The 18237-nt window shown below is 39.9% G+C and carries 6 protein-coding genes; 5 read left to right on the top strand and 1 reads right to left on the bottom strand.

Going from position 1 to position 18237, the window contains the following annotated elements:
- Positions 1–38: 38 nt before the first annotated feature.
- Genes AC3IS6_RS08340 through AC3IS6_RS08350 form a run of 3 tightly spaced genes read left to right on the top strand, consistent with a single transcriptional unit; the run spans position 39 to position 16181 of the window.
- Positions 39–13274: an Ig-like domain-containing protein gene (locus AC3IS6_RS08340; protein WP_489164460.1), complete on the top strand. Its 13236-nt coding sequence runs from the start codon at positions 39–41 to the stop codon at positions 13272–13274.
- Positions 13275–13323: 49 nt separating this feature from the next.
- On the top strand, positions 13324–14229 hold the full coding sequence (locus tag AC3IS6_RS08345; RefSeq protein ID WP_263362690.1) for a PorP/SprF family type IX secretion system membrane protein: 906 nt from the start codon (positions 13324–13326) through the stop codon (positions 14227–14229).
- Positions 14230–14240: 11 nt separating this feature from the next.
- Complete coding sequence (locus tag AC3IS6_RS08350) at positions 14241–16181, top strand: OmpA family protein (RefSeq protein ID WP_489164461.1); 1941 nt, start codon at positions 14241–14243, stop codon at positions 16179–16181.
- Positions 16182–16478: 297 nt separating this feature from the next.
- Here AC3IS6_RS08350 and AC3IS6_RS08355 read toward each other — a convergent pair whose 3' ends face one another.
- On the bottom strand, positions 16479–16838 hold the full coding sequence (locus AC3IS6_RS08355) for a hypothetical protein (protein WP_489164462.1): 360 nt from the start codon (positions 16836–16838) through the stop codon (positions 16479–16481).
- An 82-nt stretch (positions 16839–16920) separates the two neighbouring features.
- On the opposite strand from AC3IS6_RS08355, the gene AC3IS6_RS08360 reads away from it, so the two are divergent.
- Positions 16921–17139 (top strand): helix-turn-helix transcriptional regulator, encoded by a 219-nt coding sequence (locus AC3IS6_RS08360; RefSeq protein WP_263362692.1) that lies wholly within the window; start codon positions 16921–16923, stop codon positions 17137–17139.
- A gap of 273 nt (positions 17140–17412) precedes the next feature.
- On the top strand, positions 17413–17865 hold the full coding sequence (gene tnpA / locus AC3IS6_RS08365; RefSeq protein ID WP_489164463.1) for an IS200/IS605 family transposase: 453 nt from the start codon (positions 17413–17415) through the stop codon (positions 17863–17865).
- Positions 17866–18237 lie beyond the last annotated feature (372 nt).

Consider the following 18237-nt stretch of genomic DNA (forward strand, 5'->3'; position numbering starts at 1 on the left):
AGCATCTGGTATTTCTATTTCTAAAACCCCAGTTGTTTATGTGTAACTTTACTTTTAACAAGTTTAATTTTTTTAAGCAAATCTTTTTTGTTTTGTTTTTTGGGTTAACATCATTGCCTGCGTTTTCACAAGTTTGTGGAACACCTGGAGGTGACGGACCTGTTACCGTATCAAGTTCTGTAAATACATATTTCCCTATTTCGGGCAATATAACATTGAATGCAGGAGCTCAATCGATAGTATTAGCCGCAGTACCGGCAACAGATCAGTATTCTAATAATTTTGGGGCAGCCCCAATTTCGGTAGGAGATCTGATTTTGATTATTCAAATGCAGGATGCTACAATAGATTATACCAATACAACCAGCTATGGTTCAGGAACCTCAAACAGTGGTCCGGATAATTTAGGAGGTACAGGATTTACATCTCTTGGAAATACTGGAGTTTTTGAATATGTTATTGCAACGAATAATGTCCCGCTAACTGGTGGGAATTTAACGTTTAAAGGTACTGGTACCAATGGCGGTGTTCTAAACAGTTTTTATAATGCAGATGCTACAACAACAAGAGGGAAAAGAACATTTCAAATTGTCAGAGTACCACAATATTCTAATCTAACACTAACTTCTTCTATCACGACACCTCCTTTTAACGGTGTTGCTGGTGGTGTTATTGCTTTTAATGTTTCCGGGACATTCAATTTTGCCGGATTTTCTATTGATGGAAATGCTCGTGGTTTTAGAGGAGGTTATAGTCCTATAGCTCCATCTAATCTTAATAATGCAACAACTTATGTCGGGTTATCTGGTAATAATGCAATTTCAGGAAAGGGAGAAGGAATAGCCGGTACACCCCGCTATATGTGGGATGGATTTAACCAGGTTGATAATTTAGTGGAAGGAATGCCTGGAGGATCTGCAGGAAGAGGAGCTCCCGCTAATGCCGGAGGAGGAGGTAATGACCACAATTCTGGCGGTGGTGGTGGCGGTAATGGCGGATTCGGAGGCTTAGGTGGTGCAGGCTGGCAAGGTGGAGGAGGTAATGTTCTTCCCCTAACAGGAGGAGGAAGACCGGGTTTCAGATCTTATATTACAGCAACTCCGTTTCCAAGACTTGTCATGGGAGGCGGTGGAGGTGCTGGAGATGCCAATAATGCCTCAACTGGAGTAAAAGGAGGAGTAGGTGGTGCCATAATTCTTATTAATGCCGGTACAGTTCAGGGGACCGGTAATATATATGCCAATGGAGGAAAAGGAGCACCAGGTGCTTTTTCAGGCGCGCCGGATGGAGCAGGTGGTGGTGGAGCCGGAGGAACGGTATTATTAAACATCTCAAATAATAGCAATACGACCATCAGAATAGAAGCTGATGGAGGTGCAGGAGGGAATACTGAAAATGATAATAATAATTCACATGGACCCGGTGGTGGTGGTGGTGGTGGAATGATTAGACATAATCTTACCGGTACAGTTACACTAACGACCACTGTATTAGGAGGGATTTCAGGAAAATCTAATGCAGGTGCCGGAATTACGAATGGGGCTATGGGTGGAACAGCAGGAAGTGTGGCAACTTTTACAGCGCAGGAGGTACCACCAAATTTGCAGGTGAACTCAAATTGTTTTCCTATTTTGGATACAAAGGTAAAAGCATTATCGACAGCTTCAGCCTGTAATTCTATTGGAGAGAAGGTTTCTTATGAAATTCAGATCAAAAATACAGGAGTAGGGAATGCTGCGGGAGTTCTTTTAGACTTTCTTTTTCCAACAGGTATCGAGTTTGATTCAGCTACAGCAACTTATTCAGCTGAAGCTACAGGACCTTCAGGAGCATTGACAAATACTGCTACAGCTAATAATCCGCAATTCGGAGGTTTTAATATTGCACAAAACGGAGTGGTAACAATAACCTTAACAGGAAAAGTAGCGGCTTCTATTGCTGCGGGAACCTATAGTGTTAATGCGCAGGCTTTGTATCTTGATCCAACACGTACAACTACTAATTCAAGTAGAAGAATAACACCATTTGTAAATGCTTATGGTTCTGCGAATAAGAACTATGAAGGGGCAAGCCAGGCAAATGTACCTGGAATAAACTTTAAGGGCAGTGGAGAAACGGTTGATGATATCACAATTTTGGCTTTGCCAGCCACTCCAACTGCTACAGTGTTGCAATCCACTTGTCTTACACCAACAGGAACAATAACAGTAAACACTCCTGCTCCAGGGCCGGGAATCAGTTACACCTTAAGAGGAACAAATCCTGTAACGGCACCAATAAACAATACAAACGGTATTTTTTCGGGATTGGTACCAAACAGCTATGTGCTGACTACAACAAATGCTCAGGGATGTACGTCGGCTCCCACTGCAAGTATGACTATTAATTCAGTTGCGGGAGCACCAACAACTACAGGAGTTTCGATTTGTCAGGGAGGAAGTGGGACATTAACGGCTACTTCTACCTGTTCAGGTTCGGGTACTATAGAGTGGTACACAACGTCTATAGGGGGGGCATCAATATTTACAGGTGCATCTTTTAACCCGGTAGGTGCTACAGGATCCGGTTTAGCAGATACCAATACAGCCAGAACAGTAACATATTATGCGGCTTGCTCAGGTATTGGAAACTGTAGAACGGCTACAAATTTTGTTATCAATGCAATACCAACAATTACCGCAACAGCACCGGCAGCAAGATGCGATGCAGGATCGGTAACATTAGGCGCGACAGCTTCGTCAGGAACAATTAACTGGTATGCTGCAGCTGCTGGTGGTACATCATTGGCAACCGGAACTAGTTTTGCTACACCAAATTTATCAACAACTACCACTTATTATGTAGATGCAACCGGAAATGGATGTACTACAGGAACGAGAACAGCAGTTGTAGCTACAATAAATACAAGACCTACAATAGATTCAACTACACAAGACTCCAGATGTGATGCAGGAACATTAACATTAAATGCAACAGCATCAGCAGGAGCGACTATTAACTGGTATGCTGCTTCCACAGGTGGTACATCATTAAAAACAGGAGCGAGTTATACCACACCAAGTTTATCAACTACCACTACTTATTACGTAGAAGCTACTTCACCGGAAGGATGTACTTCGTCATCAAGAGTTGCTGTTGCGGCAGTTGTGAATACAGCTTCTACAATTGTATTTACCAGTGGTACTCAAAATCCGGCAATTTGTAATGGAACAGCCATTCCAAGTGCCGTTTATACTTTTGGAGGAAGTGCTATCAATGCTACAGCATCAAACTTGCCGACTGGTTTATCGGTTTCAGTTGATTCTAGTGCAAAAACAATAACTGTTTCAGGAACACCAACAACAAGTGGTACTTACACTATAACAACCGTTGGTCATACAGCACCGTGTGCGGCCGCTACAATAAGTGGTACTGTTACGGTAACTACCGCATCAAATGCAGGTACTTTGTCGGGTGCTCAAAACATTTGTATTGGAGGGACTACTACATTCACTACAAACGGAAATTCAAATGGAAGCTGGTCAAGTGGTACTATAGGAGTTGCAACAGTAAATGCTTCAACAGGAGTAATTATTGGAGCTGCAGCAGGAACAGCAACAATATCGTATACGGTAACAGGAACAGGTGGTTGTGGTAATGTCACAGCTACCAGAACGGTAACGGTAACAGCTGCACCAAATGCAGGTACTTTATCGGGTACACAAAACATTTGTGTTGCTCAAAAAACAACATTCACTTCCAATGGAGCAAGTGGCGGAAGCTGGTCAAGCAATAATACAACAGTTGCTACAATAGATGCTTTAACAGGAGAAATTACAGGAGCTGCAGCAGGAACAGCCACAATATCTTATACAGTAACCGGAACAGGCGGTTGTGGAAATGCCACAGCTACCAGAACGGTAACGGTAACAGCAGCACCAAATGCGGGTACTTTATCAGGTACACAAAACATTTGTGTTGCTCAAAAAATAACATTCACTTCCAATGGAGCAAGTGGCGGAAGCTGGTCAAGTAATAATACAACAGTTGCTACAGTAGATGCTTTAACAGGAGAAATTACAGGAGCTGCAGCAGGTACTGCAACAATATCGTATACAGTAACCGGAACAGGCGGTTGTGGAAATGCCACAGCTACCAGAACAGTAACGGTAACAGCAGCACCAAATGCGGGTACTTTATCGGGTACACAAAACATTTGTGTTGCTCAAAAAACAACATTCACTTCCAATGGAGCAAGTGGCGGAAGCTGGTCAAGCAATAATACAACAGTTGCTACAGTAGATGCTTTAACAGGAGAAATTACAGGAGCTGCAGCAGGTACTGCAACAATATCGTATACAGTAACCGGAACAGGCGGTTGTGGAAATGCCACAGCTACCAGAACAGTAACGGTAACAGCAGCACCAAATGCGGGTACTTTATCGGGTACACAAAACATTTGTCCTGCAGCGACAACAACATTTATTTCTAATGGAACAGGTGGTGGAAGCTGGTCAAGCAATAATACAATAGTTGCTACAGTAGATGCTTCTGGAGTAATTACAGGAAAAGCGCTCGGTACAGCCACAATATCTTATACAGTAACGGGAACAGGAGGTTGTGCTGATGCAATTGTTACTAGAACGGTAACGATAAGTGACACTCAGAAACCGACAAAACCAGTTTTGGCGGATGTAATAGGTGAGTGCAGTGCTACAGCCACAGCACCTACTACGACAGATGCTTGTTCAGGTACTATTACAGGCACTACTACAGATCCTTTAACATACAACACTCAAGGAACACATAACATCACTTGGAGTTTTGATGATGGGAACGGTAATGTAGAAACAGCAGTTCAAAAAGTTATCGTAAAAGACACTCAGAAACCGACAAAACCAGTTTTGGCGGATGTAACAGGTGAGTGCAGTGCTACAGCCACAGCACCTACTACGACAGATGCTTGTTCAGGTACTATTACAGGCACTACTACAGATCCTTTAACATACAACACTCAAGGAACACATAACATCACTTGGAGTTTTGATGATGGGAACGGTAATGTAGAAACAGCAGTTCAAAAAGTTATTGTAAAAGACACTCAGAAACCGACAAAACCAGTTTTGGCGGATGTAACAGGTGAGTGCAGTGCTACAGCCACAGCACCTACTACGACAGATGCTTGTTCAGGTACTATTACAGGCACTACTACAGATCCTTTAACATACAACACTCAAGGAACACATAACATCACTTGGAGTTTTGATGATGGGAACGGTAATGTAGAAACAGCAGTTCAAAAAGTTATCGTAAAAGACACTCAGAAACCGACAAAACCAGTTTTGGCGGATGTAACAGGTGAGTGCAGTGCTACAGCCACAGCGCCTACTACGACAGATACTTGTTCAGGTACTATTACAGGCACTACTACAGATCCTTTAACATACAACACTCAAGGAACACATAACATCACTTGGAGTTTTGATGATGGGAACGGTAATGTAGAAACAGCAGTTCAAAAAGTTATTGTAAAAGACACTCAGAAACCGACAAAACCAGTTTTGGCGGATGTAACTGGTGAGTGCAGTGCTACAGCCACAGCACCTACTACGACAGATGCTTGTTCAGGTACTATTACAGGAACTACTACAGATCCTTTAACATACAACACTCAAGGAACACATAACATCACTTGGAGTTTTGATGACGGGAACGGTAATGTAGAAACAGCAGTTCAAAAAGTTATCGTAAAAGACACTCAGAAACCGACAAAACCAGTTTTGGCGGATGTAACTGGTGAGTGCAGTGCTACAGCCACAGCACCTACTACGACAGATGCTTGTTCAGGTACTATTACAGGCACTACTACAGATCCTTTAACATACAACACTCAAGGAACACATAACATCACTTGGAGTTTTGATGATGGGAACGGTAATGTAGAAACAGCAGTTCAAAAAGTTATCGTAAAAGACACTCAGAAACCGACAAAACCAGTTTTGGCGGATGTAACTGGTGAGTGCAGTGCTACAGCCACAGCGCCTACTACGACAGATACTTGTTCAGGTACTATTACAGGCACTACTACAGATCCTTTAACATACAACACTCAAGGAACACATAACATCACTTGGAGTTTTGATGATGGGAACGGTAATGTAGAAACAGCAGTTCAAAAAGTTATCGTAAAAGACACTCAGAAACCGACAAAACCAGTTTTGGCGGATGTAACAGGTGAGTGCAGTGCTACAGCCACAGCGCCTACTACGACAGATACTTGTTCAGGTACTATTACAGGCACTACTACAGATCCTTTAACATACAACACTCAAGGAACACATAACATCACTTGGAGTTTTGATGATGGGAACGGTAATGTAGAAACAGCAGTTCAAAAAGTTATCGTAAAAGACACTCAGAAACCGACAAAACCAGTTTTGGCGGATGTAACAGGTGAGTGCAGTGCTACAGCCACAGCGCCTACTACGACAGATACTTGTTCAGGTACTATTACAGGAACTACTACAGATCCTTTAACATACAACACTCAAGGAACACATAACATCACTTGGAGTTTTGATGATGGGAACGGTAATGTAGAAACAGCAGTTCAAAAAGTTATCGTAAAAGACACTCAGAAACCGACAAAACCAGTTTTGGCGGATGTAACAGGTGAGTGCAGTGCTACAGCCACAGCACCTACTACGACAGATGCTTGTTCAGGTACTATTACAGGCACTACTACAGATCCTTTAACATACAACACTCAAGGAACACATAACATCACTTGGAGTTTTGATGATGGGAACGGTAATGTAGAAACAGCAGTTCAAAAAGTTATCGTAAAAGACACTCAGAAACCGACAAAACCAGTTTTGGCGGATGTAACAGGTGAGTGCAGTGCTACAGCCACAGCGCCTACTACGACAGATACTTGTTCAGGTACTATTACAGGAACTACTACAGATCCTTTAACATACAACACTCAAGGAACACATAACATCACTTGGAGTTTTGATGATGGGAACGGTAATGTAGAAACAGCAGTTCAAAAAGTTATCGTAAAAGACACTCAGAAACCGACAAAACCAGTTTTGGCGGATGTAACAGGTGAGTGCAGTGCTACAGCCACAGCGCCTACTACGACAGATACTTGTTCAGGTACTATTACAGGCACTACTACAGATCCTTTAACATACAACACTCAAGGAACACATAACATCACTTGGAGTTTTGATGATGGGAACGGTAATGTAGAAACAGCAGTTCAAAAAGTTATCGTAAAAGACACTCAGAAACCGACAAAACCAGTTTTGGCGGATGTAACTGGTGAGTGCAGTGCTACAGCCACAGCACCTACTACGACAGATACTTGTTCAGGTACTATTACAGGCACTACTACAGATCCTTTAACATACAATACTCAAGGAACACATAACATCACTTGGAGTTTTGATGATGGGAACGGTAATGTAGAAACAGCAGTTCAAAAAGTTATCGTAAAAGACACTCAGAAACCGACAAAACCAGTTTTGGCGGATGTAACAGGTGAGTGCAGTGCTACAGCCACAGCGCCTACTACGACAGATACTTGTTCAGGTACTATTACAGGAACTACTACAGATCCTTTAACATACAACACTCAAGGAACACATAACATCACTTGGAGTTTTGATGATGGGAACGGTAATGTAGAAACAGCAGTTCAAAAAGTTATCGTAAAAGACACTCAGAAACCGACAAAACCAGTTTTGGCGGATGTAACAGGTGAGTGCAGTGCTACAGCCACAGCACCTACTACGACAGATGCTTGTTCAGGTACTATTACAGGCACTACTACAGATCCTTTAACATACAACACTCAAGGAACACATAACATCACTTGGAGTTTTGATGATGGGAACGGTAATGTAGAAACAGCAGTTCAAAAAGTTATCGTAAAAGACACTCAGAAACCGACAAAACCAGTTTTGGCGGATGTAACAGGTGAGTGCAGTGCTACAGCCACAGCGCCTACTACGACAGATACTTGTTCAGGTACTATTACAGGCACTACTACAGATCCTTTAACATACAACACTCAAGGAACACATAACATCACTTGGAGTTTTGATGATGGGAACGGTAATGTAGAAACAGCAGTTCAAAAAGTTATTGTAAAAGACACTCAGAAACCGACAAAACCAGTTTTGGCGGATGTAACTGGTGAGTGCAGTGCTACAGCCACAGCACCTACTACGACAGATGCTTGTTCAGGTACTATTACAGGAACTACTACAGATCCTTTAACATACAACACTCAAGGAACACATAACATCACTTGGAGTTTTGATGACGGGAACGGTAATGTAGAAACAGCAGTTCAAAAAGTTATCGTAAAAGACACTCAGAAACCGACAAAACCAGTTTTGGCGGATGTAACTGGTGAGTGCAGTGCTACAGCCACAGCACCTACTACGACAGATGCTTGTTCAGGTACTATTACAGGCACTACTACAGATCCTTTAACATACAACACTCAAGGAACACATAACATCACTTGGAGTTTTGATGATGGGAACGGTAATGTAGAAACAGCAGTTCAAAAAGTTATCGTAAAAGACACTCAGAAACCGACAAAACCAGTTTTGGCGGATGTAACTGGTGAGTGCAGTGCTACAGCCACAGCGCCTACTACGACAGATACTTGTTCAGGTACTATTACAGGAACTACTACAGATCCTTTAACATACAACACTCAAGGAACACATAACATCACTTGGAGTTTTGATGATGGGAACGGTAATGTAGAAACAGCAGTTCAAAAAGTTATCGTAAAAGACACTCAGAAACCGACTATTACGTGTCCAACTAATGTGACTGTTTTGGCGGATGCTGGTTCATGTATGGCTACCGGAGTTGCTTTAGGAACTCCAACAACAAGTGATAACTGCTCAGTAACGGTGACTAATGACGCGCCATCAAGCTTCCCAATCGGTATCACTACTGTAACGTGGACGGCTAAAGATGTGGCTGGAAATATAGAAACTTGTACGCAAACGGTGAAAGTAATTGGACCAATCAAAGCTAATGAAGATCGTGTAACATCCTTTAATGGAATTCTGGGAGGAATCGCAGTTCCAAGTGTTCTGGACAATGACTCTCTGAACTGTAAAAATGTAGTCAGTAATGAAGTTATAATTACTTCGACTACAACGTTACCTTCAAATTTAAATTTTGACACTAATACAGGAGCCGTTACAGTTCAGCCAAATACGCCAACTGGAACTTACACTTTTGATTATCAGATTTGCGAGGTTGCAAATCCAACAGCAAACTGTGCAACAACTACAGTTACTATTATTGTGCAAAATCCAATCGTAGCCAACATTGACAATACCTACCCAGTTCAAACACCAGGTACAACAACGGCAACCACAGTTGGAAACGTAACAGCGAATGATACCCTAAACGGGCAGCCGGTAACAGCAACCAATACCAGTGTAACCCCAATCAAAACAGGTCCATTGAGCATTGATGCAGACGGAGTATTAACCTTAAATCCAAACACTGTATCGGGCACTTACCAAATCACTTATACTATTTGTGAAGACGGTGCAACCCCTGTAAATTGTGCCACCACTACTGCTACAGTTGAAGTTAAAAATCCAATCGTAGCCACCATTGACAATACTTACCCAGTTCAAACACCGGGTACAACAACGGCAACCACAGTTGGAAACGTAACAGCAAACGATACCCTAAACAGACAGCCGGTAACAGCAGCCAATACCAATGTAACCCCAATCAAAACAGGTCCATTGAGCATTGATGCAGACGGAGTATTAACCTTAGATCCAAACACTGTATCGGGCACATACCAAATCACTTATACTATTTGTGAAGACGGTGCAACCCCTGTAAATTGTGCCACCACTACTGCTACAGTTGAAGTTAAAAATCCAATCGTAGCCACCATTGACAATACCTACCCAGTTCAAACACCGGGTACAACAACAGCAACCACAGTTGGAAACGTAACAGCAAACGATACCCTAAACGGACAGCCGGTAACAGCAGCCAATACCAATGTAACCCCAATCAAAACAGGTCCATTGAGCATTGATGCAGACGGAGTATTAACCTTAGATCCAAACACTGTATCGGGCACGTACCAAATCACTTATACTATTTGTGAAGACGGTGCAACCCCTGTAAATTGTGCAACCACTACTGCTACAGTTGAAGTTAAAAATCCAATCGTAGCCAACGTTGACAATACTTACCCAGTTCAAACACCGGGTACAACAACAGCAACCACAGTTGGAAACGTAACAACAAACGACACCTTAAACGGACAGCCGGTAACAGCAGCCAATACCAGTGTAACCCCAATCAAAACGGGTCCATTGAGCATTGATGCAGACGGAGTATTAACCTTAGATCCAAACACTGTATCGGGCACGTACCAAATCACTTATACTATTTGTGAAGACGGTGCAACCCCCGTAAATTGTGCAACCACTACTGCTACAGTTGAAGTTAAAAATCCAATTGTAGCCAACATTGACAATACTTACCCAGTTCAAACATCGGGTACAACAACGGCAACCACAGTTGGAAACGTAACAGCAAACGATACCCTAAACGGACAGCCGGTAACAGCAGCCAATACCAGTGTAACCCCAATCAAAACAGGTCCATTGAGCATTGATGCAGACGGAGTATTAACCTTAGATCCAAACACTGTATCGGGCACTTACCAAATCACTTATACTATTTGTGAAGACGGTGCAACCCCTGTAAATTGTGCAACCACTACTGCTACAGTTGAAGTTAAAAATCCAATCGTAGCCAACATTGACAATACCTACCCAGTTCAAACACCGGGTACAACAACAGCAACCACAGTTGGAAACGTAACAGCAAACGATACCCTAAACGGACAGCCGGTAACAGCAGCCAATACCAATGTAACCCCAATCAAAACAGGTCCATTGAGCATTGATGCAGACGGAGTATTAACCTTAGATCCAAACACTGTATCGAGCACGTACCAAATCACTTATACTATTTGTGAAGACGGTGCAACCCCTTTAAATTGTGCCACCACTACTGCTACAGTTGAAGTTAAAAATCCAATCGTAGCCAAGGTTGACAATACTTACCCAGTACAAACACCGGGTACAACAACGGCAACCACAGTTGGAAACGTAACAGCAAACGATATTCTAAACGGACAGCCGGTAACAGCAGCCAATACCAGTGTAACCCCAATCAAAACGGGTCCATTGAGCATTGATGCAGACGGAGTATTAACCTTAGATCCAAACACTGTATCGGGCACGTACCAAATCACTTATACTATTTGTGAAGACGGTGCAACCCCCGTAAATTGTGCAACCACTACTGCTACAGTTGAAGTTAAAAATCCAATTGTAGCCAACATTGACAATACTTACCCAGTTCAAACATCGGGTACAACAACGGCAACCACAGTTGGAAACGTAACAGCAAACGATACCCTAAACGGACAGCCGGTAACAGCAGCCAATACCAGTGTAACCCCAATCAAAACAGGTCCATTGAGCATTGATGCAGACGGAGTATTAACCTTAGATCCAAACACTGTATCGGGCACTTACCAAATCACTTATACTATTTGTGAAGACGGTGCAACCCCTGTAAATTGTGCAACCACTACTGCTACAGTTATAGTTGGAAATGGAGCGATTAAGGCATTGACGGAAACTACAGTTTCGGTAAATGGAAGTATAGGAGGAACTACAGCTTCATTAATAAATAATGATACTTTGAATGGAAATCCGGCAATAATCAAAAATAGTGTTGGAGGAGTAATCTTAAAGGCAATAAATGTTCCGACAGGATTGACTTTAAATGCAGACGGAACTGCAACCGTAAAAGCGGGAACTCCGATAGGAAGATATGAAGTAGAATATAGTATTTGCGAATATCTAAATCCAACAAACTGTGCGACTGTAAAAAGTTATGTTCCGGTAACAGGTGCAGTTATAAAAGCAAATAATGATAATGCCGGAACTGTTGACAGCAGTAAAGGACAAAGTTCGCCAACAAGTATTTTTCAAAATGATACTTTAAACGGTGTGTTATTGAATCCTTCGACTGTTATCTTAACTACCATTGTTCCAAATCCGAATTTAATTTTAGAATCTGATGGTACAATTGAAGTAAAATCAGGAACAGCATCTGGAACTTATGAATTAACATATCAAATTTGTGAAGCTTTAAACCCAACTAATTGCAGTCAGGCTGTTGCGAAGATTACAGTGATTAATGTTGTAGATCCAGATCCTCCAATACCTTTTGTGAAGATTGTGATTGTAAATGATGGTATTATAAATGTTGATGGTATAAATGGTTCTCTTGAATTTATCAATGTTTTGAACAATGATTTATTGAAAGGTTTACCAATTAATCCTTCAGAAGTTACACTTACGGATCTTTCAAAAAGTGCTTATTTTGAATTTAATTCTGACGGAACTGTAAATGTAAAACCAAACACTCCGGGCGGAAATTACACCTTAAATTATCAGGTTTGCGAAAAAGCACATCCAACTAATTGTGGTACCGCTACGCTAACTGTTTTTGTTGAAGTTCCTGCTATTGCAGTAATTAAAACAGCAGTATTTAATGATGAAAATGGAAGTGGATTTGCAAATGCCGGTGAAACCATTACATACAAATTTAAAGTAACCAATACCGGAAACGTTCCATTAACGGGTGTTATGATTTCTGACCCTTTACCAGGAGTTATAGTTTCAGGACAGGCAATTGATTTAGATGTAAACGAATCTGATGAACACAATTTTACTGCTACTTATAAAATCACACAAAATGATATCAACAAAGGTAGTGTAAGCAATCAGGCAAGCGTTCAGGGACGAAGTGGTAAAGGAGTTGTGGTCGATGATATTTCAGATGATGAAAGTAATCTGGAGGACAAACCTACCGTATTGCCTTTAACCGGATGTGTTATAAAAGTCTTTAATGCATTCTCACCAAATGGAGATTCTAAGAACGAACGTTTCTATATCCAGGGCTTGGAATGTTATCCAAGCAACACGGTTGAAATCTATAATCGTTGGGGAGTTTTGGTCTTTGAAATGGACAACTACAATAACGAAGATCGTGTTTTTAAAGGTTTCTCTGAAGGTCGTACCACTATAAAACAATCTGAAGGATTACCGGTAGGAACTTATTTCTACATTCTGAAATACAAAGACAACGTATCGAATCCGCATGAACAATCGGGTTATTTATATATCAACAAGTAAAAATTACGGCGGCCTGGTACTTCCGGGCCGCTTCTTAAAAGCCATTCAAATGAAAAAGATAATTTTAATGTTCCTGTTTTTTTCGGTTGTGTGTTCGGCTCAGCAAGATGCTCAATACACACAATATATGTACAATACCATCGCAATAAACCCTGCCTATGCGGGCTCTCGTGGTGCATTAAGTGTTTTTGGGTTGTACCGTACACAATGGATTGGACTGGACGGAGCACCCGAAACGAGTACTTTCTCCATCAATACACCTCTAAACAACAGTAATTTAGGATTAGGAGTTTCTTTGGTAAACGATAAAATTGGCCCTACCAACGAGAACACTTTATCAGCTGATTTGTCTTATAGTGTTCCAACCTCAGAAACTTTTAAGCTTTCTTTTGGAATAAAAGCCACAGCGAATCTTTTTAATCTGGATATCAACAAATTGAATCCCGAAAATCAGGGAGATCCTCAGTTTCAGAATCTAAACAATAGAATTACCCCTAACATTGGGGCCGGGGTTTATTGGCATTCTGACAAAGCGTATGTGGGATTATCAATTCCGAATTTTATCGAAACCAATCGTTTTAATGATGATGATACTGCAATTTTTAAAGATAAAATCAACTACTATTTAATGGCAGGTTATGTTTTTGATCTGGATTATTACATCAAATTCAAACCGGCAATATTAACCAAAATGGTTCAGGGGGCACCTTTACAAGTAGATGCTTCGGCTAACTTTATGTTCGATGATAAATTTGTCGTTGGACTGGCATATCGTTGGAGCGCCTCGCTCAGTGCAATGGCAGGTTTTCAGGTAACTGATGGTTTATATATTGGTTATGGCTACGATCATGAAACCACTAATTTAAGAAGATACAATTCCGGATCACATGAAATCTTCCTGCGTTTTGAGTTTCTTAATAATTATAATAGAATTACCTCACCAAGATTCTTCTAAAATGTTCCTCTATGAAAAGCCAAAAAATACTATATACCTTGTCATTTTTATTTCTTTTTTTTAATACAATTGCACAGACCGGCAGAATAAATTATGCCGATACCAAATACGAAAAGTACGCTTATATCGATGCCATAAAAATATACGAAAATGTGGCTGACAAAGGATATAAAGACGAAAAAATGTTTCAGCGTCTTGGGAATTCCTACTATTTTAACGGGGAGCTGGTAAAAGCTTTAAAGTGGTATGATGAATTGTTTGCAATGAAGGAACAGCAAGAGTCGGAATATTTGTACCGATATGCACAATGCCTTAAAGCTGCCGGAAATTATACTAAAGCAGATGCGACATTAGAAAAATTCAATCAAAAACTGACAACAGATAAAAGAGGGATCTTATTCGAATCCAATAAAAATTATTTGAACGAGATAAAAGCAAATTCAGGGAGATTTGAAATTGCCGATGCCGGAATAAACTCTAAATATTCAGATTACGGAAGCACCATCTTTGATAATAAATTAGTTTTTACCTCCGCCCGGGATACAGGAGGAGTGGCAAAGAAAAATTTTAAATGGACCAATAGTTCCTTTACTAATATATACACCGCCGAGATGTTACCGGACGGCAGTATAGGAATGCCGCAACGTTTTCAGAAAAAAGTAAACACAAAATTTAACGAATCGACTCCTGTTTTCACGAAGGATGGGCGAACCATGTACTTTACTCGAAATAATTTTTTAAATGGAAAAAGGGGCAGAAACGAGAATAAGGTCACTTTATTAAAATTATATAAAGCAAACCTGATTGAGGGTGAATGGAAAAACATACAAGCACTTCCGTTTAACAGTGATCAATATAGTGTAGCGCATCCAACCTTAAGTGTAGATGAAAAAACACTCTATTTTGCATCAGATATGCCGGGAACGTTAGGACAGTCGGACTTGTTTAAAGTTGCCATAAATGATGATGGAACTTTTGGGAAACCTCAAAATTTAGGAGTGGGAATCAATACCGAAGGAAGAGAAACCTTTCCTTTTATTTCCGAAGATAATGAACTTTATTTCGCAACAGATGGAAGACCCGGATTGGGCGGACTAGATGTATTCGTAGCAAAAATAAATAAAGAAGGAACCTTTGAAGAAATACAAAATATTGGAGAACCAGTAAACAGTCCACAGGATGATTTTGCTTTTATAATAAACAGTAAAAACAGAAACGGATTCTTCTCTTCCAACAGAGATAATGGCCACGGACTTGATGATGTTTACCGATTCACAGAAAGAAGAAAACTGAATTGCGAGCAGGAATTAATAGGTACTATAACCGATTCGGAAACCAACACAGTTCTTTCAAATACGAAAGTAGCATTGTTCGATGAAAATTTCCAGGCTGTTACAGAAGTTGTTTCTGATGAGAAAGGAAATTATATTTTTCCGAATGTAAAATGTGGTAAAAATTATTCTGTTCGAGCTTCAAAAACAGATTATGAGAGTAAAGAAACTCCGGTAACAATAAAAAGAAACACCGGAAAAACAATCTTATTGATTCAGCTGGAAAAGAGAGTTAAACCAATTGGAGTTGGGACCGATCTGGCAAAGACACTTGATATTCCGATTATTTATTTTGATCTGGATAAAGCGACTATTAAAAAGGAATCGGCCTATCAATTAGAGAAAATTGTTGAAATACTAAAACAATATCCAACCTTAAAATTGGATATCCGTTCTCATACAGACAGCCGACAAACCCTGCAATACAATCAGGTTTTATCTGATAAACGAGCCAAATCGACTAGAAACTGGCTGATTCAAAAAGGAGTAGATCCCGCGCGATTAACTGCAAAAGGATACGGCGAAACCCAATTGGTAAACCAATGTTCTGATGGAGTAAAATGTACCGATGAAGAACATGAACGCAACCGAAGAAGCGAATTTGTAATCACCAATTTGTAAATAAAAAGTAATAGTTTAAAGCTCTTTTCTAAATTTTAGAAAAGGGCTTTTTTCGTTGTTATCAAATTATTCACAATCTTGTCATCCCGAGGAACGAGGGATCACACTAGTAATTCGACAAAGATTGACGATATTGAGAATGGAGTTTTGAATGTATTTACTTCGTCAGTCGTTATCGCTCGAGTTTCCTTCGTCGAAAGGACTAAACGATGCGTAAAATACAAATTGGTACCAAACAGCCCACAACAAAAAACTTTGCGCCTTAGCGTCTTTGCGAGCAAAAAAATAGTGATTTATTCATTCATTGGCAGGGTGAGAATTCATAGCAACCATCTGGCTAATTTCACTTAAAAACTCAAATTCATCCGCGGGAAATATCTGGAGAACAGTTTCTAAAATGAGACCTACATTAATGCCAGTCTCTGAATTTTCATATCGATTCTGATTCAATGCGAGAACGCATAATTTAAGCATTTCGGTAATCACACTGCCTAACTCAGAATAATTTGCAAACTTAATTTGAGCCATACTGGTTTCTGCATTATCATTGGCCGATTTTTGAGTGTGGAAATATCGGGCGGTTAATTTTTGTAGTTGTTCTAGATTTTTAAATTCATTTGTTTCCATCATCATTCCATATTTATAGTTAAATAACAAACGTACGAAAATTTTTAAATAACATACTATAGTATGTTAAAAATAATAAATAGAAAACGCAAATTGTCTGAAATTAAAAGAAATGGATAAGTCAGAAGAATTAAAACGGTTAGGTGCTCGGATTAAAGAGTTAAGGAATTCCAAAGGATTATCACAGGCTAAATTAGGCTTATTGATCTTTAAAGATCAGCAGTCTATTCATAAAGTTGAAGCGGGTGAATTCAATCCTTCATATCTTTATTTGCTTGCATTATCTAAAGGTTTAGGAATATCAATAAAAGAACTTTTTGATTTTGAATAATTAAGTAAACTCAGAATAAAAGAAATAATAAAAAGCACTTTTCTAAACATAGAAAGGTGTTTTTTTTGTTTAATAAAATTGTAGCATGTTACTATATGTTAATTTTTTTAGGTTTTTTCTTATAAAATTAATTAGATTTGCGATTGTAAATTGTTAGGAGTTAAAAAAATGGGCTGAAAGCCCCTAAAGCGTAGTGCATCGCACTACGATTAAATAGACAAGTACCGCCCTGAAAGGGCAAAAGCAAAAGACAACAGTAAATAAAAGAACATTATGCCACAATCATTATCAAAAGTATATGTTCATTTAGTATTTAGTACTAAAAGACGTTATCCCTTTATTGACAATGTTATACAAGAGCGTTTATGGGAATATCTTGGCGGAATTTGTAAAGGATTAGAATGCAATCCAATTCAGATAGGAGGATATAAAGATCATGTACATGTATTATGTTTACTATCTAAAAAAGTCACCCAAATGAAATTGGTTGAAGAAGTAAAAAAGCAATCCTCAAAATGGATAAAAACAATAGACGATTGTTACGCGAAATTCTATTGGCAAGATGGTTATGGAATCTTTTCTGTTAATCCATCAGAATTAGAGAAAGTAGTGCAATACATTAAGAACCAGGAAGAGCATCATAAAAAGCGCAAATTCAAAGAAGAGTTGGTGGCATTTTTAAACAAATATCATGTAGCTTATGATGAACGTTTTCTATGGGATTAGTGCTTTCGCCCTTTCAGGGCTTAGGTGACAATCGTTTTTATATTCGTAGTGCGGTGCACTACGCTATTGCTAAAGCTCTTTCAGAGCAAGTTTCATTCACATTCTTGTCATCCCGAGGAACGAGGGATCTCCACCAGTAGCTCGTCAACAGTATGCATTTTGTGTAAGTTTCTTGCGAAGATTCCTCGTTCCTCAGAAAGACAAAACGATGCGTAAAACACACATTGACATCAACTGCCTACAATAAAAAACTTTGCGCCTTAGCATCTCTGTGAGCAAAAAACCTCCCCTACGTAATATAATTCGCAAAAAAGCCCTAAAATTCATTCCTTTCTTTAAACTAAAATTCATAAAACATAAAATAATGGTTAT

The sequence above is a fragment of the Flavobacterium sp. KH_035 genome, assembly GCF_057839565.1.

What these genes read in the sequence shown, in the direction of transcription:
- tnpA (WP_489164463.1), top strand. Translation starts at nt 17,413, where the DNA reads ATGCCACAATCATTATCAAAAGTATATGTTCATTTAGTATTTAGTACT.
- AC3IS6_RS08340 (WP_489164460.1), top strand. Translation starts at nt 39, where the DNA reads ATGTGTAACTTTACTTTTAACAAGTTTAATTTTTTTAAGCAAATCTTT.
- AC3IS6_RS08360 (WP_263362692.1), top strand. Translation starts at nt 16,921, where the DNA reads ATGGATAAGTCAGAAGAATTAAAACGGTTAGGTGCTCGGATTAAAGAG.
- AC3IS6_RS08345 (WP_263362690.1), top strand. Translation starts at nt 13,324, where the DNA reads ATGAAAAAGATAATTTTAATGTTCCTGTTTTTTTCGGTTGTGTGTTCG.
- AC3IS6_RS08350 (WP_489164461.1), top strand. Translation starts at nt 14,241, where the DNA reads ATGAAAAGCCAAAAAATACTATATACCTTGTCATTTTTATTTCTTTTT.